This is a genomic window from Pseudomonas sp. SDT291_1_S447 (genome assembly GCF_054070155.1).
On the sequence record NZ_JBSVXS010000026.1, the window covers coordinates 30187 to 54622 of the forward strand.

Genomic DNA, 24436 nt, shown 5'->3' on the forward strand with positions numbered 1-24436 from the left:
AGATCAACTATAGAAGCCCCCGGCAATCGTGCAAAAAATAGACAGGTCAACTCGTCGGTTGCCGGCGCCTTTCTCAGCGTTCCGATCAATCCAGGCGTTGCTCAACGGGCACCAATCTTTGACGCTGGTGAACGGCCGGTCATGGCCTGTAGCTGGGCGATAAGTTGTCGATCAAGGCGCGTTGGTGATGTCGCTCATGCGTTCAAGAAACATTGCCAAAGCCACTTCTTCGGCGCGCAGGCCTTTGCGCACGCGGGGGCGCGGTAATTCGGCGAGGGTGCCGAGCATGAAATTCTCCACCACCGCCGGGTGGATATAACACTTGCGACACACCGCCGGGGTGTTACCCAACTGCCTGGAGACATTTTTCACCATCTCCACCACATGCCGTTTGGCCTCGGTCTCGGATTCATGCTTGAGTTCGCGCAATACCGCCAACGCCAGGGCGCTGCCAGCCCATGTGCGATAGTCCTTGGCGGTGAAGTCGGCGCCGGTCAGGGTTTGCAGGTACGCATTGACGTCGGAAGAACTGACGGTGTGCCGCTCACCGTTTTCGTCCAGATACTGAAACAGGTTCTGCCCGGGAATCTCCAGACAACGCTTGATGATGCGCGCCAGCCGTCGATCCTTGACGGTAATCTGGTGTTCGATGCCGCTCTTGCCGCGAAACTGGAACAGGATCGCACTGCCGTTGACTTCGACATGCCGGCTGCGCAGGGTGGTCAGGCCGTAGGAGCGGTTGTCGCGGGCGTATTGCGTGTTGCCGACCCGAATCAGCGTCGCATCAAGCAGAGTGATTACGGTGGCCATGACCTTGTCGCGACTGAAGCCGGGCGCGGCCAACAACGCTTCCAGTTGCTTGCGCAGTTTTGGCAAGGCCAGACCGAACTCGCGCAGCCGCGAATATTTATCGGCATCGCGCACTTCGCGCCAGCGAGCGTGATAACGATATTGCTTGCGGCCACGGGCATCACGGCCGGTGGCTTGCAAATGACCTTGCGGATCGGGGCAGATCCACACATCGATGTAGGCCGGCGGTACCGCGAGAGCATTGATGCGTTTGATTTCGTCGGTGTCGGTGATGCGCTGGCCTGACGGCTCGAAGTAGCAGAACTTGCCGCGCAGTTTCTTGCGGGTGATACCGGGCTGGGTGTCGTCGACGTAATGCAGGTCGGATGGCAGGTCGGCAGTCAGCACGGTGTCGGGCATGGCAGTTTCCTTTAATGGCGCGGCGGTCTGTAAAGCGATTGACCGCACGCCGTTGCCGTGGTGCCGAATGATTTAGGCGAGGACCGCGACCGCTTTGATCTGCGCCCATAAATGCTGGCCCGGATGCACGCCCAATTGGTCTCTGGAGTAGCGCGTGATGCGTGCGACCAATGGAGTACCGCCGGCGTCGAGACGAATCAGCACGTGGGCGGCATTGTCTGCTGATTGCTCGCTGACCACCGTGACCGGCAGTCGATTGAGAATGCTGCTGAACTCGCTGCTCTGCAGGCTCAGGCTGATGTCCCGGGCGTGCACTTTGCAGCGTAGGGGCTGACCCAATGCAATTGGCGCGTGAGTGACGCGAATGCTCATCTCGGTGGCCGGCAATTGCAGGCTCAGTAATTGGTAGTCCGCGTCGTAAGCGCTGACCTGGCCCTCAATGATCACGCCAGCGTCATCGCCCATCGCCATCGGCAGGTCGAGACGCGCGAGAGTTTCACCGATCGGGCCGCTGGCCAGCGCCTTACCTTCGCTGAGCAACACCAGATGGTCGGCCAGCCGCGCGACTTCGTCCTGCGCATGGCTGACGTACAAGACTGGAATGTCCAGCTCGTCATGCAACCGTTGCAGGTACGGCAGGATTTCACTTTTGCGCTGGCTGTCGAGAGCGGCCAGTGGCTCGTCCATCAACAGCAGTTTCGGGCTGGTCAGCAACGCACGGGCGATACCGACCCTCTGGCGTTCGCCTCCCGACAAATGCTGCGGATGACGTTCGAGCAAATGACCGATACCCAAGAGTTCAGTGGCCTGCGCCATGTCTACCCGACGTTGGGATCGGGCGATACGCTTGAGGCCGAATTGCAGATTGGCCAGCACTGACAGGTGGGGGAACAGGCTGGCTTCTTGAAACACATAGCCGAGCGCACGTTTGTGTGGCGGGACGAAAATGCCGTTGTCGCTGTCCTGCCAGACTTCGTCGTTGATCTGCACGAAGCCATGTTCAGCGCGTTCAAGCCCGGCGATACAGCGCAGGCAGGTGGTTTTGCCCGAGCCGGAATGCCCGTAAAGCGCGGTCACGCCACGGCCGGGCAAGTTCAGGTCGACATCGAGGCCGAAGTCCGCATAGACCCGTTTCAGACGTACAACAATCATTGGTCAGCTCCAACCTGCGCGGGTCTTGCGGCTGGAGTACAGCGCCAGCAACACCAGAAACGAGAACACCAGCATCGCCCCGGCCAGCCAATGAGCCTGTGCGTATTCCATTGCTTCGACGTGATCGTAGATTTGCACGGAAACCACGCGGGTCTTGTCGGGAATGTTGCCGCCGATCATCAGCACCACGCCGAATTCACCAACGGTATGCGCGAAGCCGAGGATCGCCGCAGTGATAAAGCCGGGGCGCGCCAGCGGCACAATCACGCTGAAAAAAGTGTCCCACGGATTGGCGCGCAAGGTCGCGGCGACTTCCAATGGGCGGGTGCCGATCGCCGAGAACGCGTTTTGCAACGGTTGCACCACGAACGGCATGGAATAGATCACCGAACCGATCACCAGGCCCGTGAAACTGAAGGTCAGGGTGCCCAGACCCAGCCATTGGGTGAATTGGCCGAGAAAACCGTGCGGGCCCATCATCAACAATAGATAGAAACCGATCACGGTCGGTGGCAGCACGAGGGGCAGGGCGACAATTGCCCCGATCGGGCCGCGCAACCACGAGCGGGTGCGCGACAACCACAGGGCAATCGGCGTGCCGACAACCAGCAGAATCGCGGTGGTCAGGGACGCCAGTTGCAGGGTCAGCCAGATCGCCGCGAAATCGGCACTCGTCAGCGACATTTACAGCTGGTATCCGTAGGACTTGATCACCGCAGCGGCTTTCGGGCCTTTGAGGTATTCAACCAGCGCCTTGGCGGCGGGGTTGTCTTTGCCTTTGTTGAGAATGACAGCGTCTTGCTTGATCGGGTCGTGCATATCAGCAGGGACGATCCATGCCGAACCGCTGCTGACTTTGCCGTCCTTGTAGATCTGCGACAGGGCCACGAAGCCCAGTTCGGCGTTACCGGTCGAGACGAATTGGTAAGCCTGGGTGATGTTCTGACCTTCAACGATCTTGGCTTTTGTCGCCTCGGTCAGTTTGAGTTTTTCCAGCACTTGCGTGGCGGCCAGGCCATAGGGTGCGGCTTTCGGATTGGCGATGGACAGGTGCTGGTACTCGTTCTTTTTCAGCACCTCGCCTTTGTCATCCACATAACCCTCTTTCGCCGACCACAACGCAAGTGTGCCGACGGCGTACGTGAAGCGCGAGCCCTTGACGGTGTCGCCTTCTTTCTCGAGCTTTTCCGGGGTGGTGTCGTCAGCGGAGAGGAACACTTCGAACGGTGCGCCGTTTTTGATCTGGGTGTAGAACTGGCCGGTGGCGCCGTAGGCTGCAACCAGTTTGTGCCCGGTGTCTTTTTCGAAATCGGCGGCGATGGCCTGGATCGGCGCGGTGAAGTTGGCCGCAACCGCTACCTGAACTTCATCAGCCTGAACAGCGCCGACGGCGAAGACCGCGAGCAAGGAGGCCACGCAGGCAGGGGCAAAACGTGGGGCACGAATGGTCATGTAACAGCTCCGTTATTGGCGAGTGCAGAGCGCAGCTATTGTTGGAAGTGGACTGCGCCATGCAGGGGGGTGAATTCGCTATATAGCGGAATATATAGCGAAATGCCGCCAAACAGGAAGTGTTGGTTGAAACCCGTGTGAGGATGCCTGAATCCTCACACTGCGCAGCTCAATGACCAGTGAGTTTTGCCATCGCACCTTCAGCCAGTTGTCGGGTCAGTTCAGCGCTGCCCATGTCTTTGCCCAGGGTAAATGCCTGACCCGCCCAGAGGTTGGCAAACTCTGCCTCGTTGATTGCTCGCAACGGCATCAGCGCCCCACCCGCCAAGGGAAACGCCGGTGCTTTCGAAGACATCGGCCCCAGCTCACGCATGGCGCGGTTGAGAATGCCCCGCGCCGGCCGCCCGGTGAAAATATTGGTGACCGCCGTTTCGCTTTCCTTGGCGGTGCGCAACGCTTTGTGGTGAGCGGCGCTGACTTTGGCTTCCGGCGTGAACAAATAGGCCGTGCCGACCTGAACCGCCGATGCGCCCAATACAAGCGCCGCCGCCACGCCGCGTGCATCGGCAATAGCCCCGGCGGCAATCACCGGCACTGTCACCGCATCGACTATCTGAGGCACCAAGGCAAACGTGCCGACCTGACTGCTCAGGTCATCACTGAGAAACATGCCGCGATGGCCGCCGGCCTCGTAACCCATGGCGATGATCGCGTCGCAGCCGTGCTGTTCCAGCCAGATCGCTTCATCGACAGTGGTGGCCGAGGAGAGAATTTTTGCTCCGGTTGCCTTGACCCGATCGAGCAGGGATTTCTCTGGCAGACCGAAATGGAAACTCACCACCTGCGGCCGAAATTCTTCCAGCACCTCACAGGCTGCCGCATCGAACGGCGCGCGGTTCGACACCGGCGTCGGCGCAGCGAAATCGGCACCCAGTTCGCGGTAATAAGGCTCCAGCAGATGCTTCCAGTCACGTGCACGTTGCTCATCGGCTGCCGGCGGCTGATGGCAGAAGAAGTTCACGTTGAAGGGCTTGTTGGTGTGCTGGCGAATGGTTTTCAGCTCTTCGCGTAATTGCTCGATGCTCAGCATCGCCGCCGGCATCGACCCCAGACCACCGGCATTGCACACGGCGATGACCATGGACGAATTCGTCGCACCGGCCATCGGGCCCTGGATGATTGGCAGTTCAATGCCGAGCAGATCAAGTATGCGGGTGTCTGGCCATTGGCTCATGAAAGATGTTCTCCGAACGAGGTAGCGGGCAGGGACGGCAGAACCGGTTTTTAACAGCAAAAGCGGATCCGCAGCCAGTTCGAAATTCAGAACAACCCGTGCAGTTTTTCAGCGTCGATGAAGTCCGCCACCACCACCGCCAAACGAGCGATTCATCAATTGTGAGGAGTTGTGAAAGTTGTTGGTGCGCTGGTTGCCGAAGTTGCGTGCGGCGGATTCACGGTTGAGATTCTGCAACTGGGCATTGTTATTGACCGGTGCATTCCGGGTCGCGCCACCCTTGACCATTGGTTGCCAGCCGTTATCGGTTTTTTTGTACACGTTGCCATCGTGACCCGCGTAAACGTTGTCACCCACGCGTGCAGCGCCGCCATTGCGCCCGCGAACGCCGCCATACTGGGTGGTGTTGCCAGTGTTGGGGTTGTACACGGCGCCACGATTGGCGGTGACCTGCGTACCGCTGCGCGCATTGCCGGCGGTGACGCGCTCACCGGCAATGGCGCCACCGTTCGGTCCGACGGCCACGCCGCTGCGCCCAGCCGCGTAATTTCCGGTGTAGACGTTATGCACGGCCCCGCGTTGACCGGCAGCCGCGACGCCAGTGCGTGAGTTATAGGAAGAACCAACCTGACCGGCCCAGCGATTACCGGTCCAGGCGTTGTAGCCAGCGCCATAGCGGCTGACCGTGGCCCGGTCACCCCATTGGTGATAGATGTTGCCGGTAGTGCCCGCCCAGCCACCGGGACCCCAGGCCACCGCGCCACCGCGATACCCGTAAGCGGCGCCGCCCCAGGCCAACGGCGCTGGGTACAGGTGCGGGCCCCAGGCGTATCCCCAGCCGTAATTGCCCCACCACGGGTAGGCGCCCCAGCCCCAACCCATGGCGACAGTGCTGCCGCCCCAGCTCCAGCCAAAACCGAAGCCGAAGGTCCAGCCCGTCCACGGTGTATAGCGAATGGCGACGCCAAACCCATAAGTCACCGGCGGGCCATACCAGACGCTGCCCACCCAGGGTGTGTAGGGATAACCGGTGCCATAGACCACGACGCCCGTGGCTGGATCAAGATTCGAACCCTGATAACCGGGCGTGTAGCCGACGACCACGGTATCGCCGCTGGACTCGTAGACTTTGACGTAGGTGAGGTAGTGCATGGGCGAGCTCGGCGGGATCGAATAGATCACCGCCGGCACGGAACTGGCGACAAGCCAAGGGCCGCTCACGCTGGTGGCGGTGAACCAGATACCATTTTCCACCGCGTACCAATTGTTGTTGTCGACGCGGATGATGGGCGTTGCGCTGTTGACCACGTATTGCAACGTCGTGCTGTTGATGGCTTTGAGTTGCGGCTCGCCATCGAACTGTGGCGCGGTCATTTTTACCGCGCTTTTCTTGATCGCCGAGGTCTGTGGAATGGCCGCGGCGATAGCCGCTTCTTTGGCTTGCGGGGTGCCGGCGACCGACGCCTTGATGTTTTCTTTCGGGCTGTCGTCGGGGATGTTGGCGAAATCTGCCGGCAGTTTGTCTGCCGGGGTAAACGTCCACGGGCCATTCATGTCAGTGGCGCGGAACCAGCGGCCGGAGATCAGCACATAGCTGTTCTGGTCACCGATCTCCTTGAAGATGTGCCCGGTGGTATTGGTGACATACAGCAAGCCTGTGCCTTGAATCGGTGACCACTGCGCTGCGCCATCGGTGACCAGCAATTCGGTGGGAGTGGTGGCGATGAAAATTTTCGGTTGTGGCGGTTTGGCCAGGCTGGGGACCTTGTCTTTCGGGTCGCTTTGCCCGGTCAGCAGATCCACTTGCCGGCTCTGAATGGCGGCCTGTTTGGCTTTCGCCAGATCCGCCGGCGGTGTGGCCAGACGCGTATAGGCGCCATTGAGCTGGTCGGCGACCATCCAGCCATCGAAGACGTGCAGGTAATGTTTGCCCTGAGCGTCTTTCAACAACAGCGGGCGAGTGTTGATCACCCGTTGCAGCGCCGTGCCGTCTACCGGCCGGTAGGCCGCGTCGCCATCGATATAGACGAGCAGGGCGGGGACGTCGGAGCTGATGATCGTCGGTGGTGTGTTTTCCAGCGGCGCGCTGTCAGCTTTCTGCTCGGCTGACAGTACGCCGACGGCCGCTTCGAGTTGATCCAGCGAGATGGTTTTCTTGCGGTTTTCGGCGTCTTTCTGCAAAGCCGCGAGCCACGTGGTGGCTTGACTGGCATCAGCCGGGAAATCGGCCTTGATGATTTTGTACTGATCCAGCGCGACCCAGCGCGTGGCCTTGTCGACCAGCGTATGCGCACTGAATTGCACAATGCCAAAGGTGGATTTGCCATCCGCGCCGGTGGCTTCAACGGCTGCGCGGGCATTGAGGGTGTAGCCGTCCCAACTGTCGAGTTGCGGCTGATATACGGTCAATTTCGCTTTGCCGCTGCTGATGACTTGTGGCCAGGTCGGCTCGATCGGGGTCTCGGTGGCCGGTGCCGCCGAGGCGCTGCCGAACGCCAGCAGAAAGAGCATCAACAGCACGAAGCACGAGCGCGGGTAAGACATTGTCAGCTCCATCGACAGCGCGGTTTTGGAAGGAATAACGGCAAAAACACGACCGTCGAAAAAGCATAGCCGCCCGCCATGGAAATACCCGACGGATTCGGCGATTGGCGCAAAGTCGAATGTGGCAGGGTGTTGCGATGTGGTATTTCAAGGCACGACATTTTGAAAACAGTCATGCGAGGCAGTCATGTTCAACGCCATTGTGATCGACAAAGACGACAGCGGTTATCGCGCCAACCTGCAACAGGTCAACGAAGAGCAATTGCCCGAAGGCGATGTCACCGTGGCCGTCGCGTACAGCACCCTGAACTTCAAGGACGGTCTGGCGATTACCGGCAGCAGCCCGGTGGTGCGCAAATTTCCGATGGTGCCGGGGATCGACCTGGCGGGCACCGTGGAAGCCAGTTCCCACCCCGACTATAAGGTGGGTGATCAGGTGCTGCTGAATGGCTGGGGCGTTGGCGAAAATCACTGGGGAGGTCTGGCGCAGAAGGCGCGGCTCAATGGCGACTGGTTGATTCCCTTACCCAAGGCCTTTACCGCGGCGCAAGCCATGGCCATCGGTACGGCCGGTTACACGGCGATGCTGTGCATTCTGGCGCTCGAGCGCAATGGTGTGACGCCAGAGCAGGGTGAAGTGCTGGTCACGGGAGCCAATGGCGGCGTCGGCAGTTTTGCCATCGCCCTGCTGAGCAAGCTTGGTTATCGCGTGGTCGCGTCCACCGGCCGCGTTTCCGAGCATGAATATCTGCAGCAATTGGGCGCCAGTGAAATCATCGACCGCGCCACGTTGTCAGCGCCCGGCAAACCACTGGCTAAAGAGCGTTGGGCAGCGGTGATCGATTCGGTCGGCAGTCATACACTGGCCAATGCTTGCGCGAGCACCCACTCCGAAGGCACCGTCGCCGCCTGTGGTCTGGCGCAAGGCATGGATTTCCCGGCTTCGGTGGCGCCGTTCATTTTGCGCGGCGTGACCCTGGCTGGCATCAACAGCGTGACCCAGGCCAAGGCCCGCCGTCTGCAAGCGTGGGATCGTCTGGCCAAGGATCTGGATTTCTCCTTGCTGGCATTGATCAGCCATGAAATCGGCTTGAGTGAAGCCATCGATGCGGCGCCAAAATTGCTCGCCGGGCAACTTCGCGGACGGGTTGTGGTGGACGTCAATCGCTGACAGTCGCCGACGGCGCGGGGCAGCCTCTCAGGACGTCGTCTCACGCTCCAGCAACTGACGCTTGCGCTCGACACCCCAGCGATAACCGGAAAGATTGCCATCGCTGCGCACCACGCGGTGGCAAGGGATCGCCACCGCCAGGCGGTTGGCTCCGCAAGCCTGGGCCACCGCGCGCATGGACGTCGGTGCGCCGATGCGCTGGGCAATTTCGGCGTAGCTGGCGGTGCTGCCCAACGGAATCTCCCGCAGCGCTTGCCAGACACGTTCCTGAAACGCTGTCCCACGCACGTCCAGTGGCAGGTCCAGGCCAATGGCCGGCGCTTCGATAAAACCCACGACTTTGGCGATCAACTGTTCAAACCCGCTGTCTGCGCCAATCAGGTTGGCTTTACGAAACTGATCCTGCAGGTCGCACACCAATTGATGCGGGTCGTCACCCAACAGAATCGCGCATACCCCACGCTCGCTTTGCGCCACCAGAATCGCGCCGAGCGAGCACTGGCCAACGGCAAAATGAATGTCGTTGTTCTTTCCGGCAGCGCGATAGTCACCGGGTTTCATCCCCAGCAAGTGATTGGCTGATTCATAGAAACGACTGTTGGAGTTGAAACCTGCTTCATACAGGGCGTCCGTCACTGAACTGCCGTCCGCGAGATGCTCACGCACTCTGCGCGAACGATGGGCCGCCGCGTAGGCTCTGGGTGTGAGGCCGGTGGCGGCTTTGAACACCCGATGAAAGTGAAACGGGCTCAAACCAGCCGTCTCTGCCAGCTCGCTCAGGGCGGGCGGATTCTCGGCCGTTTCGATTTGCCGGCAAGCTGTGGCGACGGTCGCGGCATGCTGCACGGCGACATCACTTTGATCCTTGCTTGCACGTTTGCTAGGCCGATACCCCGCTGCTTCGGCCTGTTGGGCGGTGTCGAAAAACTCGACATTCTGCGGTTTCGGCAGGCGTGCCAGGCTGCTCGGGCGGCAGTAGATGCCCGTGGTTTTCACAGCGTAGACAAACTGCCCGTCCGCCTGCGGATCGCGCGCAAGCACGGCGGCCCAGCGAGGATCATGTTCGGTGTTGAGCGGAGTCGAAAGCGTTTTCATGATGAGTGATCCGTTGACCTTTTTGATTCAGGTTAACCAGCCTCGCCTGGCACAACACTCCGGGCCTTGCGGTCAAACTTTTCGAGCTCAGCGAGCAACCCGAAAAGTCAGGTTGATCCGTTGTTCACCCAAGCGTGGATGCTGACCTTGTTTGATCGGCAATACGCCGTGGTAGCGCAATCGGTCAACGCCGCCCCAGACCACCAAGTCACCGTGCAGCAGGGGGATTCGCCGGGTCTTGTCGCTGCGCGCAAAACCACCGAACAGAAACATGGCCGGCAATCCGAGTGACAGGGAAACGATCGGCGCGGCGTAGTCCTTTTCGTCTTTATCCTGATGCAATGACATTTTTGCGCCAGGGACATAGCGATTGATCAGACAGGAATCTGCAGTGAAATCAGAAAAACCAGCTCGCTCGGCAGCCGAATGCGCCAGAGCAGCGAACGATGTTGGCATCTGCGGCCAAGGCTGCCCGCTGAGCGGATCGACAGCCGAATAACGATAGCCGCTGCGATCGGTGATCCAGCCCCAGTCACCGCAACTGCTGGTGCCGACTGACATGTTGAAGCCGCCAGGTGTCACCATGTGACGCAAGGGCGACGCGGCGAGAACGACGTCCAGTGCCGGCAGCAACTGATCGACAATCGGCAGTGCGAAGCCGCGCAATAACCAGGATTGCTCGCCAATCTGTTCGGCTCGGGCTTGTTGTTCGGGTTCGTGGTCAGCGAACAGGTCGAATGTTGTTGAAAACATAGCCATCAGGTTGCGTCGTGAAAGATGATGCCTAGGGTATGCCTTTTTCCACTGTGCAGGCGACTGACGCCATGACGCATGGTCACTCGATAGTCGCCGCGCCCGCCTTTGACCGGGCGTTGATTCACGGCGAAAATCAGTGCGTCGCCTTGTTTCAGGTCTTGCACCAATGGGCGCGATTGCATGCGCGGGCGTTGTTCGGTGAGCACGAATTCGCCGCCGGTAAAATCCTTGCCCGGTTCTGACAGAAGAATCGCCACTTGCAAGGGAAATACCAAGTCGCCGTACAAGTCCTGGTGCAGACAGTTGTAATCCTGCGGGCCGTACTGCAATAGAAGCGGAGTAGGGCGCGTCTGGCCGGCGGCATGGCAGAGTTGTAGGAACTCGCAGTGGGTCTCGGGAAAGCGCTTTGCCAGGTTCATGCGTTCGAACCAGCGGTTTGCCAGCGGCACCAGATGAGGGTAAAGCGCAGTGCGCAGGCGTTCTACGGTTGAGGGAAGCGGATAGCGGAAATACTTGTACTCGCCACGACCGAAACCGTGACGCGCCATGATGACCTGCGAGCGAAACGGTTCGGCTTGCGGATAGAGCGCACTTAAACGCTCGCAGCTTTTTGACGACAGCAGTGAGCGGATAATCGCGCAACCATCGTGATCCATTTGCTGCTCCAGACTTGCCCAGTCGAGCAACTCCAGCCGGGAGGGTGACATTGACATGCTGACGCCTTGACTCATGGTCGAGGCGGTCAGTTTAGGCAGGGCCTTGCGGCAGAACACTCCGCCGCTTGCGGTCGAATTCGTGGTTGCGCCTTACAGTGCTTTGCTGACGCTGATTTCGCTGATCACGTCGTCGCTCTGACCGTGAATCGCGTCCAGAGCAACTTTGGCTTCTTCTTCGGTGCCGTTTTCGAGCTGCGCGAACTCAAAGCGGCGTTCACCGTTGAGTTTGTACTTGATGACGTATTTGGTCGTTTGGGCCACGGTCATGCTTTCCTTTCTGGTTGGATGGCGCGTCTCAGCTGAGTTTGGTGCTGGAGCGACGGATGATCTTGATCGAATGGGTCAGCGTCGGCTTGCGGGTCACGCTGATCGCACGGCGGTTGACGGTGTCGATGGTGATGTTCCAGAAACCGGTGCTCGGCGCGGTGATACGGGCCGGAAACGTGTCGAAGGCGCCGCCGTGATAGGTGTGACGGCCACCATTCTTGAAGCTGCGGAAGTTGGCGTCGTTCATCAGACGGATGTTGCACATTTGCGAGCATTGGATGACGACGATGTCGTCTTCGTTGAGGTGCTCGCGCTGGTGAATGAATTTCATGGGCGCCTCCAGAAGGGCTTTTTCTACAAAATCAAAACGATAGCTTGTAATTGCGCGCAGTTTATCAGCCTGCACGGGTTATTATCTGGCCGTCGGGCGTTGGTTTGACAATTTTGAACAGATATTCGCGATCGGATGCGAGTTAAATGCAGAAGGCCCCGGAGAAAAACAGCATTTGTGCTGTCGGACGGTCTTTAACGGAGGAATTGTATGAAGTGGGGTGTGGTGTGTCTGCCGTTGGTTCTGGCTGTGGGTGGTTGTGCGAGTGTTTCCGAAATCAATGAAACGCTGCCGACCGTGAGCGTAATCTCCGGCAAGAAACCCCATGAATATGCTCAATGCCTGGCCGAGAAGCTGGCGGACAGCCGCGGCGCGCTGCAAATGCAGCCACACAAGGACGGTGTTCGGGTCATCGTCCCGGGGAAATTTTCCACCGGCGCGGCAGCGGTATTTGATATTGAAGATCGCTCCGGCGGCAGCAGCATCAAGCTGCATGAGCGCATGTCGAATGTGCCAGTGCGTCCGCGTGACGTGCGAAACGCTGCCAATGCATGTATTTCCGGCTGATAGACTGACAGTCATCAGCACCGATGCCGTCGCAGTCATGCTGTGACGGCATTTTCATTTATGGAGCCGCGATGAAGCGAGAGCAAGTACGGGAACGCCACGTAGAGGGGCTGATCTCTGCCACCCACGTCATCCAGAACCCGGCGAATCCGGGAGAATGGATTGTGTTTTTCAAGAAAAGCGCTGGCCGCAGTTATTTCCTGGTGGACGATAACGACGAGGTCGAGTCTTTCAATCGACTCGACGATCTGATCGAGGTGGTGCGCGGACTCGGAATCAAGTTCGCCGAAATTCATATGTAAGATCTATTTGCAGACCACGACGACGCTGCGGTTTTTGTAGTTGCCGACATCGACGCCGAGGGTTTTGTCGCTTTCTTTGGGCGCAGGCGTGCCGTCAGTGCCAACGATGCGATAGCCAGTGCCCGCGCAAGAGGCATCGGCCTTTTCATAGCAGGTCGCCCAGGAGTTGGCTTCGCCGGAGCAATCGATGGACAGCCCCTGTTCGCCGTTATTCAGGTAGGTAGGTTGGGAGGTGGCGCAGCCGGCCAGAGCCAATACCGCAATCAGGGGCAGCCATTTTTTCAAGGTCATGTTCGTGGTCTTCAGCAAGGGGGACTAGACGCTCTGACAGCACCGCTGTGAAAAGGTTATAGCGTTTGGCCACTTGTTTGTAGGTGGGCACAAAAAAGCCCTGCTCAAAGGCAGGGCTTGGGGCGTATCGCAGCAGATCAGTCCTGATCTTTGCCGCGGCGCTTGGCCGATGCCGGAGTGTCGGTGAACACTGCCGCTACCTCGGTCGCCATTTGTTCGCTGTCGAAAGGCCCGGCGATGTGTTCGCCATTGGTGGTGGTCAGCGTCCACTTGCCGTCTTTCTTGTCGATCACATACCCGTTGACGATTTTTACCGCAGCCATCTATTTGTCTCGTTCGCTGGTTCAAAGGCGCCATGATACCGGCAAATGCTGGCATTGGGGGGCGATGAGCGTATGGTAATCCGGATTGTCGACAGCTTTGAGCTACGCTGATCTGGCTGCGCCAGGATGTCGATGGAACTATCGGCGAGAATATTTCTCTATGTTGGCATCGGTTAGCCAGTGCGGGGCATTGTAAGGTGCACGCCGCCTGATTAGACTGCGCCGAAACTCGTACACACAGCCCTTTCAAGGACTTATATGATCAAGAAATGCTTGTTCCCAGCAGCCGGTTACGGTACTCGCTTCCTGCCAGCGACTAAAGCCATGCCTAAAGAAATGCTGCCGGTGGTAAACAAGCCACTGATCCAGTACGGCGTTGAAGAAGCTCTGGACGCTGGCCTGACGGAAATCTCCATCGTGACCGGTCGTGGCAAGCGTGCTCTGGAAGACCACTTCGACATCAGCTACGAGCTGGAAAACCAGATCAAAGGCACCGACAAAGAGAAATACCTGGTCGGCATCCGCAAACTGCTCGACGAGTGCTCGTTCTCCTACACTCGCCAGACCGAAATGAAAGGTCTGGGCCACGCGATCCTGACCGGTCGCCCGCTGATCGGTGACGAACCGTTCGCCGTGGTCCTGGCGGACGACCTGTGCGTCAACCTCGACGGCGACGGCGTACTGACCCAGATGGTCAAACTGTACAAGCAGTTCCGCTGCTCGATCATCGCCATCCAGGAAGTCGATCCGCAGGAAACGAGCAAGTACGGCGTTATCGCTGGCGAGATGATCCGCGATGACATCTACCGCGTTCACAGCATGGTCGAGAAACCAAAACCGGAAGACGCGCCATCGAACCTGGCCATCATCGGCCGTTACATCCTGACCCCGGACATCTTCGACCTGATCGAACAAACCGAGCCAGGCAAGGGCGGCGAAATCCAGATCACCGACGCCCTGATGAAACAAGCCCAGAACGGCTGCGTCATGGCCTACAAGTTCAAAGGCAAGCGTTTCGACTGCGGTGGCGCTGAAGGCTACATCGAAGCCACCAACTTCTGCTTCGAGAACTTCTACAAGACTGGCAAGGCTTATTAAGAGCGCTTGATTCGTCAGTAGTGACTTTTGCACTGTCTCATTCGTGTAAAAGTCAAAAAACGCCCCGACTGGTTCGGGGCGTTTTTTTTGCGCTGGAAAAAGTTCGCTTCCAAGCGAAAAGGGTCGAAAGTCGAAGGAAATTTCCGAGTTGTAATATGAAACAAATGAGTAATTGTCAGCGCGTTTGATCGCTGTTGAACTCGTCAATCCTCGCCACGGATGTGCGCAGGTAAAACTTTCGCGACTGTCTGAACACGTCAGCGGAATCAAGATTGCAGCATAAGGAATTTGCCGGTGCCGCTTACTCATCAGGTTACAAATACCAAGGCAAAATCTACGCGCTGGTTCGGCCTCGGCGTGTTGATGTTGCCAGTGCTACTGGTAACCGTTGATAACACCGTACTGGGTTTCGCATTACCCAAAATCGCCGAAGCTTTGCGCCCGAGTGCCAGTCAACAGCTGTGGATGATCGACGCCTACTCGTTGGTGCTCGCCGGACTGCTGGTGTCGATGGGTAGCCTGGGTGATCGGGTGGGGCACCGTAAGTTACTGCTTGTCGGGTCGCTCGGGTTTGCGCTGGTCTCGGTGTTGACCGCGTATTCCGAAACGGCCATGCAACTGATTATCGGGCGGGCTTGTATGGGGATTTTCGGCGCGATGCTGATGCCTTCCACGCTGGCATTGATACGTTCGGTATTTGAGGATCGAGAAGAGCGCAGACTGGCAGTAGCGATCTGGGCAACGACATTGACCGTCGGCTCGGCACTGGGGCCTTTGGTGGGTGGGGTGTTGCTGCAGTTCTTTGATTGGGGCGCGATTTTTCTGTTGGCGGTGCCCGTCCTGATTCCATTGTTGGTGTTGGGGCCGCTGTTACTCCCTGAGTCAGAGCGTGAAGTGTCGGGTCCGCTGGACCCTATCAGCATCCTCCAGTCGATGGTCGCACTGGGAGGCATCGTTTACAGCATCAAGCATGGCGCCAGTGACGGGGTCGATGGGACAGTGCTGACCACCTTTTTGGTCGGTGCAATGGCGGGCTGGATGTTCGTAAGGCGACAGTTGCGTCTTCCTGTGCCCCTGATAGATATGACCCTGTTTCGCAGTGGCACCTTCAGCGGGTCTGTTTTGATCAATCTGATGAGCCTTGCATTCCTCATCGGTTTCGTTTTCTTTACGACACAGTATCTGCAGATTGTCCTGCAGATGTCGCCTCTGAGCGCGAGTCTGGCTTTGGTGCCGGGGCAAATTATGGCGATCGTGGTTGGAATGGCGGTGGTGCCGGTCGCGCAGCGTATGCCTGTGCATGTGCTGATACCGGTCCTGATGGCCTTCGCTGGTGCGGCGTTTTTGCTGGTGGCGAGCATCGGCAGCAGTCTCGCGGTGTTGGTAGCGGCGTTTGCATTGTTGAATGTCGGAGTGGGCGCTATTGCGACGGTGTCCAATGACGTGATTTTGTCGGCCGCGCCTCCGGCAAAGGCAGGTGCAGCTTCCGCCATCAGTGAAACGGCCTATGAAGTGGGCGTGGTGTTGGGGACGACTCTGCTCGGCGGCCTGGTCACGGCCTACTATCGTACTGGCCTGCAGCTTCCAGCGTTTTTGAGTGATATTCAGGCGACGCTGGCAAGTGAAACGCTGTCGGGCGCTCATCATGTGGCGGCCGGTTTGGCGGGTAATCAGGCGCAACAATTAATGCAGCAGGCGGGAAGTGCATTTGAAGGCGGAATCGAATTGGTTTCTTGGGTCGCCTTCAGTCTGGCGCTTATGGCGATTCTGATTGCTTGGTGTACGTTGCGGTTGCCATAAGTTGAATCGGCAGAATGTCATTGATCAAAAGCTGAAGGTAAAACTCCACGGTGTTGCTGATCTACATGCTGTAGAGACTTGCTCAATAACCGTCTGCAGGTATGCTGATCCCCTGCCGAGGAGATAGAAATGGCCTACGATTTTGACCTTTATGTGATTGGTGCCGGTTCCGGCGGTGTGCGTGCTGCGCGTTTTGCGGCCGGGTTCGGCGCGAAAGTGGCGGTGGCGGAGAGTCGTTATCTGGGTGGGACCTGCGTCAACGTTGGCTGTGTGCCGAAAAAGTTGCTGGTGTACGGCGCGCATTTCGCCGAAGACTTCGAGCAGGCCTCTGGTTTTGGCTGGAGCCTGGGCGAAGCGAATTTCGATTGGGCGACGCTGATCGCCAACAAGGATCGCGAGATCAATCGCCTCAACGGCATTTACCGCAATCTGCTGGTCAACAGTGGTGTGACCTTGCACGAGGCGCACGCGAAGATCGTTGGCCCGCATGAGGTTGAGGTGAATGGCGAGCGCTTTACCGCGAAGAACATTCTGATTGCTACCGGTGGCTGGCCGCAGATTCCGGAGATTCCGGGGCGCGAGCACGCGATCGGTTCCAATGAAGCGTTCTTCCTCAAGGAGCTGCCAAAGCGTGTGCTGGTGGTTGGCGGCGGTTACATCGCGGTCGAGTTTGCCGGGATTTTCCACGGTCTCGGCGCGAACACCACGCTGCTGTATCGCGGTGATCTGTTCCTGCGTGGTTTCGATGGTTCGGTGCGTAAGCACTTGCAGGAAGAGCTGACCAAGCGCGGTCTGGATCTGCAGTTCAACGCCGACATTGCGCGTATCGACAAACAGGCTGACGGCAGCTTGAAAGCCACGCTTAAAGATGGTCGTGAGCTGGAGGCGGATTGCATTTTCTACGCCACGGGTCGGCGTCCGATGCTGGACAATCTGGGGCTGGAAAACACCGATGTGCAGCTCACCGACAAAGGTTTCATCAAAGTTGACGAGCAGTACCAGACCAGCGAGCCGTCAATTCTGGCGCTGGGCGACGTCATCGGTCGCGTGCAACTGACGCCGGTGGCATTGGCTGAAGGCATGGCGGTGGCGCGGCGTCTGTTCAAGCCAGAGCAATACCGTCCGGTGGATTACAAGATGATCCCGACGGCGGTGTTCAGCCTGCCGAACATTGGCACGGTCGGTTTGACCGAAGAAGAAGCGCGCGAAGCTGGCCACGATGTAGTGATCTTCGAAAGCCGTTTCCGGCCGATGAAGCTGACCCTGACCGAGTGCCAGGAAAAAACCCTGATGAAACTGGTGGTTGACGGCAAGACCGACAAAGTCCTCGGCTGCCACATGGTCGGCCCGGACGCAGGCGAGATCGTTCAGGGGTTGGCGATTGCGTTGAAGGCTGGCGCGACCAAGCGCGACTTCGACGACACGATCGGGGTGCACCCGACGGCCGCCGAAGAGTTTGTCACCATGCGTACGCCGGTCGGCGCTTAAGCGTCTTTCGGTTTGGCTGAGTCTGGCGCTGCCGCAATGGTAGCTGCCAGACGCTGGCTTTCTTCCAGGCTTGCTTGAGCCTTGTTCAATTCCTTTTCCAGTGACTGGTTGAGCAGCGTCTGCTCCTCGACGTTCTGTTTGAGCGTCTGGCTTTCCAGTGTCGCAACGCGCAGGCGTTCCTGGAGGAGGGTGCGCTCGCTGTCGACGCGGGTCGCTTGTTCGAGCAGTTGATCCTGACGCTGATTGCTCTGCTTGAGCTGATCCTGCAACAAACTCAGTTCGCGTTGAGTGCCACGGTTTTCCGTGAGCAGGCGTTCGTTGTCGCGGTGCAGTTGCGTGATCTCGTCCTGGCGGACCAGTGCACTTTGCTGCGCCTGACGCAACTCGGCCTGAATCTGCTGCACCTGTGCTTCGTGACGGCTCTGTTCCTGCTCGCGCTGCTCCTTGGCGGCGTTGCGGTAGTGCTCCAGCGCGTCACGGGCATGCAGGTGTTTTTCTTCCAGCGAGCGGATCTGCTCGTCCTTGTCCTGCAAGCGCAATTCAAAATCGGCCAATGCCTGATTGAGCCCGGCATTGCGGGTTTGCTCGGTTTGCAGCATCGACCGTGTGTTACCAAGCGCTTCGGACTCACGCTCCAGTGCGGCGCCTTGAATGTCGTGCTCGTGTTCGAGCTTTTCCAGTGCCTGACGAGTCTGGTTCAGCTCCGACTCCAGTGCTTCGCGCTGTTCCTCGAACTGCTCACGGGCCTGCTCGATAGGCTCTTGCGCCTGTTCTTTGAGGCGCTGGGCGAGGCGCGAGACGAGGGCGGTCAGCTCGTCATCGATGGGCTCAGCCGAGGCTTCAATGGGCTGAGCGCCGTCATCCAGCTCTTTCAGATAACGATGGATCGTGGTTTTCGAGCCGGTGTTGCCCATTTCAATGCGTACTGCATCGATGCTCGGGTGTTCGCCACGGGCGAGGATTGCTGTGCGCGCGATCTGCACCAGGGCTTTGGTAATGCCGCCACGGGCCATGTGAACTCCTACGGTTACGTACTGTGGTACATGCCACTAAAGTACGCAGTGTACCATTCAGAAAATAAAGGTAAACCTTTGATAATAAAGACACGGGATATACTGGTATTACCCAGTGTCAGGCGGCAAAATGCGCTTCTGCATCCCTGTCTCAGTACGCCAGCGAGAAAACAGCCCATGAGCGATCTGGATCGCTATCTGCAAGCCGCCACCCGTGACAACACTCGCCGCAGCTATCGCGCGGCCATCGAGCATTTCGAAGTGAAGTGGGGCGGGTTCTTGCCGGCGACGGCCGACAGCGTCGCGCGGTATCTGGTGGCGCACGCCGAAGAACTGTCGATCAATACGTTGAAACTGCGTCTGTCGGCGCTGGCGCAATGGCACAACAGCCAAGGGTTTGCTGATCCGACCAAGGCGCCAGTGGTGCGCAAGGTCTTCAAAGGGATTCGCGCATTGCATCCAGCGCAAGAGAAACAGGCCGAACCATTGCAGTTGCAGGATTTGCAGCGCGTCATCGACTGGCTCGAGCAGGAAGTGCAAACCGCAAAGGAGCAGCAGGATCGCCCGTTATTGCTCAAGGCTTACCGCGATCGCGCATTGATCCTGCTGGGATTCTGGCGCGGCTTCCGCAGCGATGAGCTGTGTCGCTTGCAGATCGAGCATGTGCAGGCGCATGCCGGCAAGGGCATCACCCTGTATCTGTCACGCAGCAAGGGCGATCGGGAAAACCTCGGGCAGACCTATCAAGCCCCGGCGCTGCTCAAGCTGTGCCCGGTGCAGGCCTACATCGACTGGATCACCGAAGCGGCGCTGGTGCGTGGCCCGGTTTTTCGCAGCATCGACCGTTGGGGCAACCTGAGCGAGGAGGGGTTGCATGCCAACAGCATCATTCCTCTGCTGCGTCAGGCATTGCAGCGTGCCGGCATTGCCGCCGAAAACTACACCAGCCACTCCCTGCGCCGTGGCTTCGCTACGTGGGCACACCAAAGCGGCTGGGATCTGAAATCCCTGATGAGTTACGTCGGCTGGAAGGATATGAAGTCCGCCATGCGCTATGTTGAAGCCAGCCCATTCCAAGGGATGGCTCGGATTACGGATAACCCGGCTTCGTCGTAGATATCGTTTTCTTCTATTAATACAGTCAGCTAATAGCGAAAACAAATCAGCAGCATCAGGTTTGCCAATGAGCCATCCGTCGAGTGAGTGGGTAGGATTCACCCATCAACTTCATAACCCCTGACGGAGAGTCATCAATGCCTATCATCAACAGCCAAGTAAAACCGTTCAAAGCTACCGCGTTCAAAAACGGCGACTTCGTTCAAGTCTCGGACGCTGACCTGAAAGGCAAGTGGTCGGTCGTGTTCTTCTACCCAGCCGACTTCACCTTCGTTTGCCCAACCGAGCTGGAAGACCTGGCTGACAACTACGCTGCCTTCCAGAAACTCGGCGTAGAGATCTACAGCGTTTCCACCGACACCCACTTTGCTCACGCTGCCTGGCACAACACTTCGCCAGCCATCGGCAAAATCGAATACACCATGATCGGCGACCCGACCCACGCCATCTCCCGCAACTTCGACGTGCTGATCGAAGAAGTTGGCCTGGCTGACCGTGGCACCTTCGTGATCAACCCTGAAGGCCAGATCAAAATCGTTGAACTGAACGATGGCGGCGTTGGCCGTGACGCTTCCGAGCTGCTGCGCAAGATCAAGGCTGCTCAGTACGTTGCTGCTCACCCTGGCGAAGTTTGCCCAGCCAAGTGGAAAGAAGGCGAGGCCACTCTGGCGCCGTCCCTGGACCTGGTCGGCAAGATCTAAGTCTGTGACACGCAACTCGGGGCGGATTTCCGCACCTACTTAAGTTAGCTGCACCGCCCCATAAAAATGCCCGGGCGAGATTCGCTCGGGCTTTTTTTCGCCTCAAATAAAGGAAATCGCCCGTATGTTGGACGCCAATCTTAAAGCCCAGTTGAAATCGTACCTGGAACGGGTCACCCAGCCGATCGAGATCGTTGCTTCCCTCGACGACGGTGCGAAATCCCGTGAAATGCTGGAACTGCTGAAAGACGTTGCCAGTCTTTCGAGCCAAATTACCTTGATCGACAGCGGTGACGATGCGCGCAAGCCATCGTTCTCGATCAACCGTCCGGGCGCTGACATCAGTCTGCGTTTCGCCGGCATCCCGATGGGGCACGAATTCACCTCGCTGGTGCTGGCCTTGCTGCAAGTCGGCGGCCACCCATCGAAAGCCAGTGTTGAAGTGATCGAGCAGATCCGTTCGCTCAAAGGCCAGTTCAGCTTCGAGACGTACTTCTCGCTGTCCTGCCAGAACTGCCCGGACGTGGTCCAGGCGCTGAACCTGATGGCCGTACTCAACCCGAACATCCGCCACGTCGCTATCGACGGCGCGCTGTTCCAGGACGAAGTCAACGATCGCAAGATCATGGCCGTGCCGAGCATCTACTTGAACGGTGAAAACTTCGGTCAGGGCCGCATGGGCCTGGAAGAAATTCTCGCCAAACTCGATACCGGCGCGATCGAGCGTCAGGCCGAGAAGATCAGCGCCAAAGAAGCCTTTGATGTGTTGGTCGTCGGCGGTGGCCCGGCGGGTGCTTCGGCCGCAATTTACGCTGCACGTAAAGGTATTCGCACTGGCGTCGCCGCAGAGCGGTTCGGCGGTCAGGTGCTCGACACCATGGCGATCGAGAACTTCATTTCCGTGCAGGAAACCGAAGGGCCGAAACTGGCCACGGCGCTGGAAGAACACGTCAAGCAGTACGACGTCGACATCATGAACCTGCAACGCGCCGACAAGCTGATCCCGGGCAAGAACGGCGAGTTGCACGAAGTTCACTTTGCCAGCGGCGCCACCCTTAAAGCCAAAAGCGTGATTCTGGCGACCGGTGCGCGCTGGCGTGAAATGAACGTGCCGGGCGAGCAGGAATACCGCAACAAAGGCGTGGCGTACTGCCCGCACTGCGACGGTCCGCTGTTCAAGGGCAAGCGTGTGGCGGTGATTGGCGGCGGTAACTCCGGCGTTGAAGCAGCCATCGACCTGGCCGGGATCGTGTCGCACGTAACGCTGCTGGAGTTCGACGTACAATTGCGTGCCGACGCCGTATTGCAACGCAAGCTGCACAGCCTGCCGAACGTCACCGTGATCACCAGTGCGCAAACCACTGAAGTCACCGGTAATGGCGAGAAGGTCAACGGCCTGCGTTACAAGGATCGCAATACTGATGAGTTGCGCACTGTCGAGCTGGAAGGGATTTTCGTGCAGATCGGGTTGCTGCCGAACACCGACTGGCTGAAGGGCACCATCGAACTGTCGCCGCGTGGCGAGATCATTGTCGATAACCGTGGTGAGACGTCGATCCCGGGGATCTTCGCTGCCGGTGATGTGACGACTGTGCCCTACAAGCAGATCGTGATCGCGGTGGGCGAGGGCGCGAAGGCTTCGTTGAGTGCATTTGATCACTTGATCCGCACTTCGGCTCCGGCATAACTGTCAGGCCAGAAATGAAAAAACCCGTGAGCGATCACGGGTTTTTTTATTGCGTGTGCAATGCCGCCCCTCACCCCAGCCCTCTCCCGAGGGAGAGGGAGCCGACCGAGGTGTCTGGCGCTGTCCATCGACCTGAATGACCGAGTCGATTATGGATTCGGTAAAGATCTTTCACGTCGGCGGAATTCTTGAATATCCCCCAATCAGTCCCCTCTCCCTCTGGGAGAGGGCTAGGGTGAGGGGCTTTTGCTTTTACAGCGGCGCAGGCTGAATAATCTCGACCCAGTAACCATCCGGGTCCTTGATGAAGGCTAGGCTTTTCATACGACCATCGGTCAGGCGCTTCTGAAAGTCGCAACCCAGCTCTTCAAAGCGTGCGCACGCTGCCACGATATCCGGAACCGAAATGCAGATGTGGCCAAAACCACGCGGATCGGTATTGCCGTTGTGATAGGCGAAATCGGCGTCGTTCTCGGTGCCGTGGTTGTGAGTCAATTCCAGAATGCCTGGAATCGACTTCATCCACTCGGTGCGCGCAGCGGCGTCAGCAGGAATCTGTGCCTTGTCGACCAATGCCAAGAAGTACAGGCTGAACTCGGCCTCGGCGAAGTCACGCTTCTCAACCAGCGAGAAACCCAGCACGCGGGTGTAGAAGTCCAGGGATTTGCTGATGTCTTTGACACGCAACATGGTGTGGTTGAAGACAAAATTACGGGTTGCGCTGTCTGGCGTGGCGGTGACGCCGGGGAAAGTGTTGAGTTCGTGCAGGCTCATGGGCCCTCCAATAACTATGGGCGAGTGAATGGACGCAATGATACGCATGCCTGCCGGCATCGCCAAATGAAAGGGCAGACTTGCCCTGCGTGCGGGCGAGCCTCAGACTTTACCGCTCAATCTGCGAGTGCGTCCGGCAATGATCCGACTGTTCAAATCCGTGTTTGTTTTTTCTTTATTGTCGCTTGTGGCTGTCTGCGCGTCAGCGGACGAGCCGAGCATCACCTGGCCTGCCGGTTGGCAAGTCGAGGCGCTGCCTGAGGCGACTGCGCAGGTTTTCCGCCAGCGTGGGGTCAAGAACGACGCCGATGGCAATCAGGTGATGGTGATGGAATTGACCATGACTCAGGTTGAGAAGGGGCATCAGGTCAACCTGCAAGGCGTGCTGCTGGAGATGCGCAAGTCGATACAGAAGGACTTCTTCCAGGGTGGCTACCAAAGTGTCTGCAACAAAGTGCATCCGGCCACGCTGGGTACTTTGTCAGCACTGGAAACCACTTGCACGATCACCGAAAACGGTCGGCATGTGTTGTCGCAAACCTTGGTCGCGGCGGTCGAGGCGGACAAGGCTTATGTTCTTTCCTACGCCGGACAGGCAGAGGTTTATAAGGCGAGCGCAGACGAGATAGTGGCGGTGAGAAACAGCTTGAAACTTTAAGTCGCTGTACTCTTCATGGCTTGATTAGATACCCGAAGGGATTAAGCACAAAGTTTAACGCAGGGCTGCGATCGCAACATTGCGCAGCAAAATGTTTAGCTATCTGACTCAGCCACGTTACAGAAAAGTCAAAATTGTTAGATGAAATTCATTTCATTTGTTAGATATTGTCAATAAAAAAGCCCTGCATCATGCAGGGCTTTTTTGTTGGCGTCGGATTAACCGCGCAACCAGGAATCAACGGTAGCTGCACCGTATTGTTCCTTCCAGGCTTTCAGGCCGCGATGGTTGCCGCCCTTGGTTTCGATCAGTTCACCGGTGTGCGGGTTGTGATAAACCTTGACCACGCGAGCGCGGCGGGTTTTAGGTGCTGCAGAGGTCTGCAGACCGGATTTTGCCGGGTTCGGATCGAGAATGGCGATGATGTCTTTCAGGCCTTTGCCGTAGTGTTTCATCAGCCCCTGGAGCTTTTCTTCGAATTCGATTTCTTTCTTGAGCCCGGCATCGTTCTTCAGCGATTCCAGCTGCTTGAGCTGTTCCTGAAGGGCCTTTTCAGCTGCACGAAATTCAGCGAGTCTGGACAATATCTTTACTCCAATAGTGTATTTGGCTGATACCAACCGCAAACAAAGCTGTAAGCCAAGAGCCTTGAAGCGACTCGGTGATAAATGGCTCACCTGCCAATCTTGCT

At 58.1% G+C, this 24436-nt stretch carries 26 protein-coding genes; 10 read left to right on the plus strand and 16 right to left on the minus strand.

The annotated features are described in order from the left end of the window. Positions 1-171: 171 nt before the first annotated feature. The 6 genes from ACW9IR_RS11620 to ACW9IR_RS11645 all read right to left on the minus strand — a co-directional run bounded on the left by ACW9IR_RS11620 (position 172) and on the right by ACW9IR_RS11645 (position 7591). Positions 172-1209, minus strand: a complete 1038-nt coding sequence (locus ACW9IR_RS11620) for a DNA topoisomerase IB (protein ID WP_102901890.1) — start codon at positions 1207-1209, stop codon at positions 172-174. Positions 1210-1281: 72 nt separating this feature from the next. After that, positions 1282-2361, minus strand: coding sequence for a molybdenum ABC transporter ATP-binding protein (gene modC, locus ACW9IR_RS11625; RefSeq protein WP_102901889.1), 1080 nt, complete (start codon positions 2359-2361; stop codon positions 1282-1284). A 3-nt stretch (positions 2362-2364) separates the two neighbouring features. Continuing rightward, the gene (gene modB, locus ACW9IR_RS11630; RefSeq protein ID WP_095120943.1) at positions 2365-3045 is read right to left on the minus strand and encodes a molybdate ABC transporter permease subunit; all 681 of its coding nucleotides are present in this window, start codon (positions 3043-3045) and stop codon (positions 2365-2367) included. Then, the gene (modA, locus tag ACW9IR_RS11635; RefSeq protein WP_102901888.1) at positions 3046-3813 is read right to left on the minus strand and encodes a molybdate ABC transporter substrate-binding protein; all 768 of its coding nucleotides are present in this window, start codon (positions 3811-3813) and stop codon (positions 3046-3048) included. Between the two features lie 169 nt (positions 3814-3982). Then, positions 3983-5047 carry an NAD(P)H-dependent flavin oxidoreductase gene (locus tag ACW9IR_RS11640; RefSeq protein ID WP_457463272.1) on the minus strand — a complete coding sequence of 355 codons (1065 nt, stop codon included), beginning with the start codon at positions 5045-5047 and terminating at the stop codon, positions 3983-3985. A 108-nt stretch (positions 5048-5155) separates the two neighbouring features. Continuing rightward, the gene (locus ACW9IR_RS11645) at positions 5156-7591 is read right to left on the minus strand and encodes an autotransporter (protein WP_457463273.1); all 2436 of its coding nucleotides are present in this window, start codon (positions 7589-7591) and stop codon (positions 5156-5158) included. Between the two features lie 187 nt (positions 7592-7778). On the opposite strand from ACW9IR_RS11645, the gene acuI reads away from it, so the two are divergent. Then, positions 7779-8762: an acrylyl-CoA reductase (NADPH) gene (gene acuI, locus ACW9IR_RS11650; protein ID WP_457463275.1), complete on the plus strand. Its 984-nt coding sequence runs from the start codon at positions 7779-7781 to the stop codon at positions 8760-8762. A 27-nt stretch (positions 8763-8789) separates the two neighbouring features. On the opposite strand, the gene ada is transcribed toward acuI, so the two are convergent. The 5 genes from ada to ACW9IR_RS11675 all read right to left on the minus strand — a co-directional run bounded on the left by ada (position 8790) and on the right by ACW9IR_RS11675 (position 11927). Next, positions 8790-9857, minus strand: a complete 1068-nt coding sequence (gene ada / locus ACW9IR_RS11655) for a bifunctional DNA-binding transcriptional regulator/O6-methylguanine-DNA methyltransferase Ada (RefSeq protein ID WP_457463277.1) — start codon at positions 9855-9857, stop codon at positions 8790-8792. 87 nt (positions 9858-9944) lie between these two features. Beyond that, positions 9945-10610, minus strand: coding sequence for a DNA oxidative demethylase AlkB (gene alkB / locus ACW9IR_RS11660; protein ID WP_457463304.1), 666 nt, complete (start codon positions 10608-10610; stop codon positions 9945-9947). A gap of 5 nt (positions 10611-10615) precedes the next feature. Further along, positions 10616-11326, minus strand: a complete 711-nt coding sequence (locus ACW9IR_RS11665; RefSeq protein ID WP_150730119.1) for a 2OG-Fe(II) oxygenase — start codon at positions 11324-11326, stop codon at positions 10616-10618. 93 nt (positions 11327-11419) lie between these two features. Then, positions 11420-11596: a hypothetical protein gene (locus tag ACW9IR_RS11670; protein ID WP_095120937.1), complete on the minus strand. Its 177-nt coding sequence runs from the start codon at positions 11594-11596 to the stop codon at positions 11420-11422. 28 nt (positions 11597-11624) lie between these two features. Beyond that, positions 11625-11927 carry a DUF1883 domain-containing protein gene (locus ACW9IR_RS11675; RefSeq protein ID WP_007912251.1) on the minus strand — a complete coding sequence of 101 codons (303 nt, stop codon included), beginning with the start codon at positions 11925-11927 and terminating at the stop codon, positions 11625-11627. A 210-nt stretch (positions 11928-12137) separates the two neighbouring features. On the opposite strand from ACW9IR_RS11675, the gene ACW9IR_RS11680 reads away from it, so the two are divergent. Next, complete coding sequence (locus tag ACW9IR_RS11680) at positions 12138-12494, plus strand: hypothetical protein (RefSeq protein ID WP_095120936.1); 357 nt, start codon at positions 12138-12140, stop codon at positions 12492-12494. Positions 12495-12565: 71 nt separating this feature from the next. After that, complete coding sequence (locus tag ACW9IR_RS11685) at positions 12566-12796, plus strand: hypothetical protein (protein ID WP_008082673.1); 231 nt, start codon at positions 12566-12568, stop codon at positions 12794-12796. A 3-nt stretch (positions 12797-12799) separates the two neighbouring features. On the opposite strand, the gene ACW9IR_RS11690 is transcribed toward ACW9IR_RS11685, so the two are convergent. Beyond that, entirely contained in the window at positions 12800-13087 is a 288-nt protein-coding gene (locus ACW9IR_RS11690) for a hypothetical protein (protein ID WP_102901883.1), read from the minus strand. A gap of 137 nt (positions 13088-13224) precedes the next feature. Then, entirely contained in the window at positions 13225-13410 is a 186-nt protein-coding gene (locus ACW9IR_RS11695) for a hypothetical protein (RefSeq protein ID WP_457463281.1), read from the minus strand. A 258-nt stretch (positions 13411-13668) separates the two neighbouring features. Between ACW9IR_RS11695 and galU the strand changes: the two genes are divergently transcribed. The 3 genes from galU to gorA all read left to right on the plus strand — a co-directional run bounded on the left by galU (position 13669) and on the right by gorA (position 17796). Then, on the plus strand, positions 13669-14508 hold the full coding sequence (gene galU, locus ACW9IR_RS11700) for a UTP--glucose-1-phosphate uridylyltransferase GalU (protein WP_053120371.1): 840 nt from the start codon (positions 13669-13671) through the stop codon (positions 14506-14508). Between the two features lie 294 nt (positions 14509-14802). Then, a complete protein-coding gene (locus tag ACW9IR_RS11705) occupies positions 14803-16308 on the plus strand; it encodes an MFS transporter (protein WP_457463284.1) in 1506 nt (501 codons plus the stop codon). 129 nt (positions 16309-16437) lie between these two features. Further along, positions 16438-17796, plus strand: coding sequence for a glutathione-disulfide reductase (gene gorA, locus ACW9IR_RS11710; RefSeq protein ID WP_008082669.1), 1359 nt, complete (start codon positions 16438-16440; stop codon positions 17794-17796). Here gorA and ACW9IR_RS11715 read toward each other — a convergent pair. After that, entirely contained in the window at positions 17793-18809 is a 1017-nt protein-coding gene (locus ACW9IR_RS11715) for a DNA-binding protein (protein ID WP_457463286.1), read from the minus strand. The two genes, gorA and ACW9IR_RS11715, sit on opposite strands and share 4 nt — an antisense overlap. Positions 18810-18986: 177 nt before the next feature. Here ACW9IR_RS11715 and ACW9IR_RS11720 point away from each other — a divergent pair, with 177 nt between their 5' ends. The 3 genes from ACW9IR_RS11720 (at position 18987) to ahpF (ending at position 22313) form a co-directional block, all read left to right on the plus strand. Beyond that, positions 18987-19925, plus strand: a complete 939-nt coding sequence (locus ACW9IR_RS11720) for a site-specific integrase (RefSeq protein ID WP_457463288.1) — start codon at positions 18987-18989, stop codon at positions 19923-19925. Positions 19926-20062: 137 nt separating this feature from the next. Further along, positions 20063-20626, plus strand: a complete 564-nt coding sequence (ahpC, locus tag ACW9IR_RS11725; protein WP_007912224.1) for an alkyl hydroperoxide reductase subunit C — start codon at positions 20063-20065, stop codon at positions 20624-20626. 124 nt (positions 20627-20750) lie between these two features. Further along, positions 20751-22313: an alkyl hydroperoxide reductase subunit F gene (ahpF, locus tag ACW9IR_RS11730; protein WP_095120931.1), complete on the plus strand. Its 1563-nt coding sequence runs from the start codon at positions 20751-20753 to the stop codon at positions 22311-22313. Positions 22314-22565: 252 nt separating this feature from the next. Here ahpF and gloA read toward each other — a convergent pair whose 3' ends face one another. Beyond that, complete coding sequence (gloA, locus tag ACW9IR_RS11735) at positions 22566-23087, minus strand: lactoylglutathione lyase (RefSeq protein ID WP_102901879.1); 522 nt, start codon at positions 23085-23087, stop codon at positions 22566-22568. Between the two features lie 139 nt (positions 23088-23226). On the opposite strand from gloA, the gene ACW9IR_RS11740 reads away from it, so the two are divergent. Then, a complete protein-coding gene (locus ACW9IR_RS11740) occupies positions 23227-23745 on the plus strand; it encodes a DUF4946 domain-containing protein (protein WP_150793425.1) in 519 nt (172 codons plus the stop codon). Between the two features lie 218 nt (positions 23746-23963). Here ACW9IR_RS11740 and ACW9IR_RS11745 read toward each other — a convergent pair whose 3' ends face one another. Then, entirely contained in the window at positions 23964-24329 is a 366-nt protein-coding gene (locus ACW9IR_RS11745) for a histone-like nucleoid-structuring protein, MvaT/MvaU family (protein WP_077573093.1), read from the minus strand. Positions 24330-24436 lie beyond the last annotated feature (107 nt).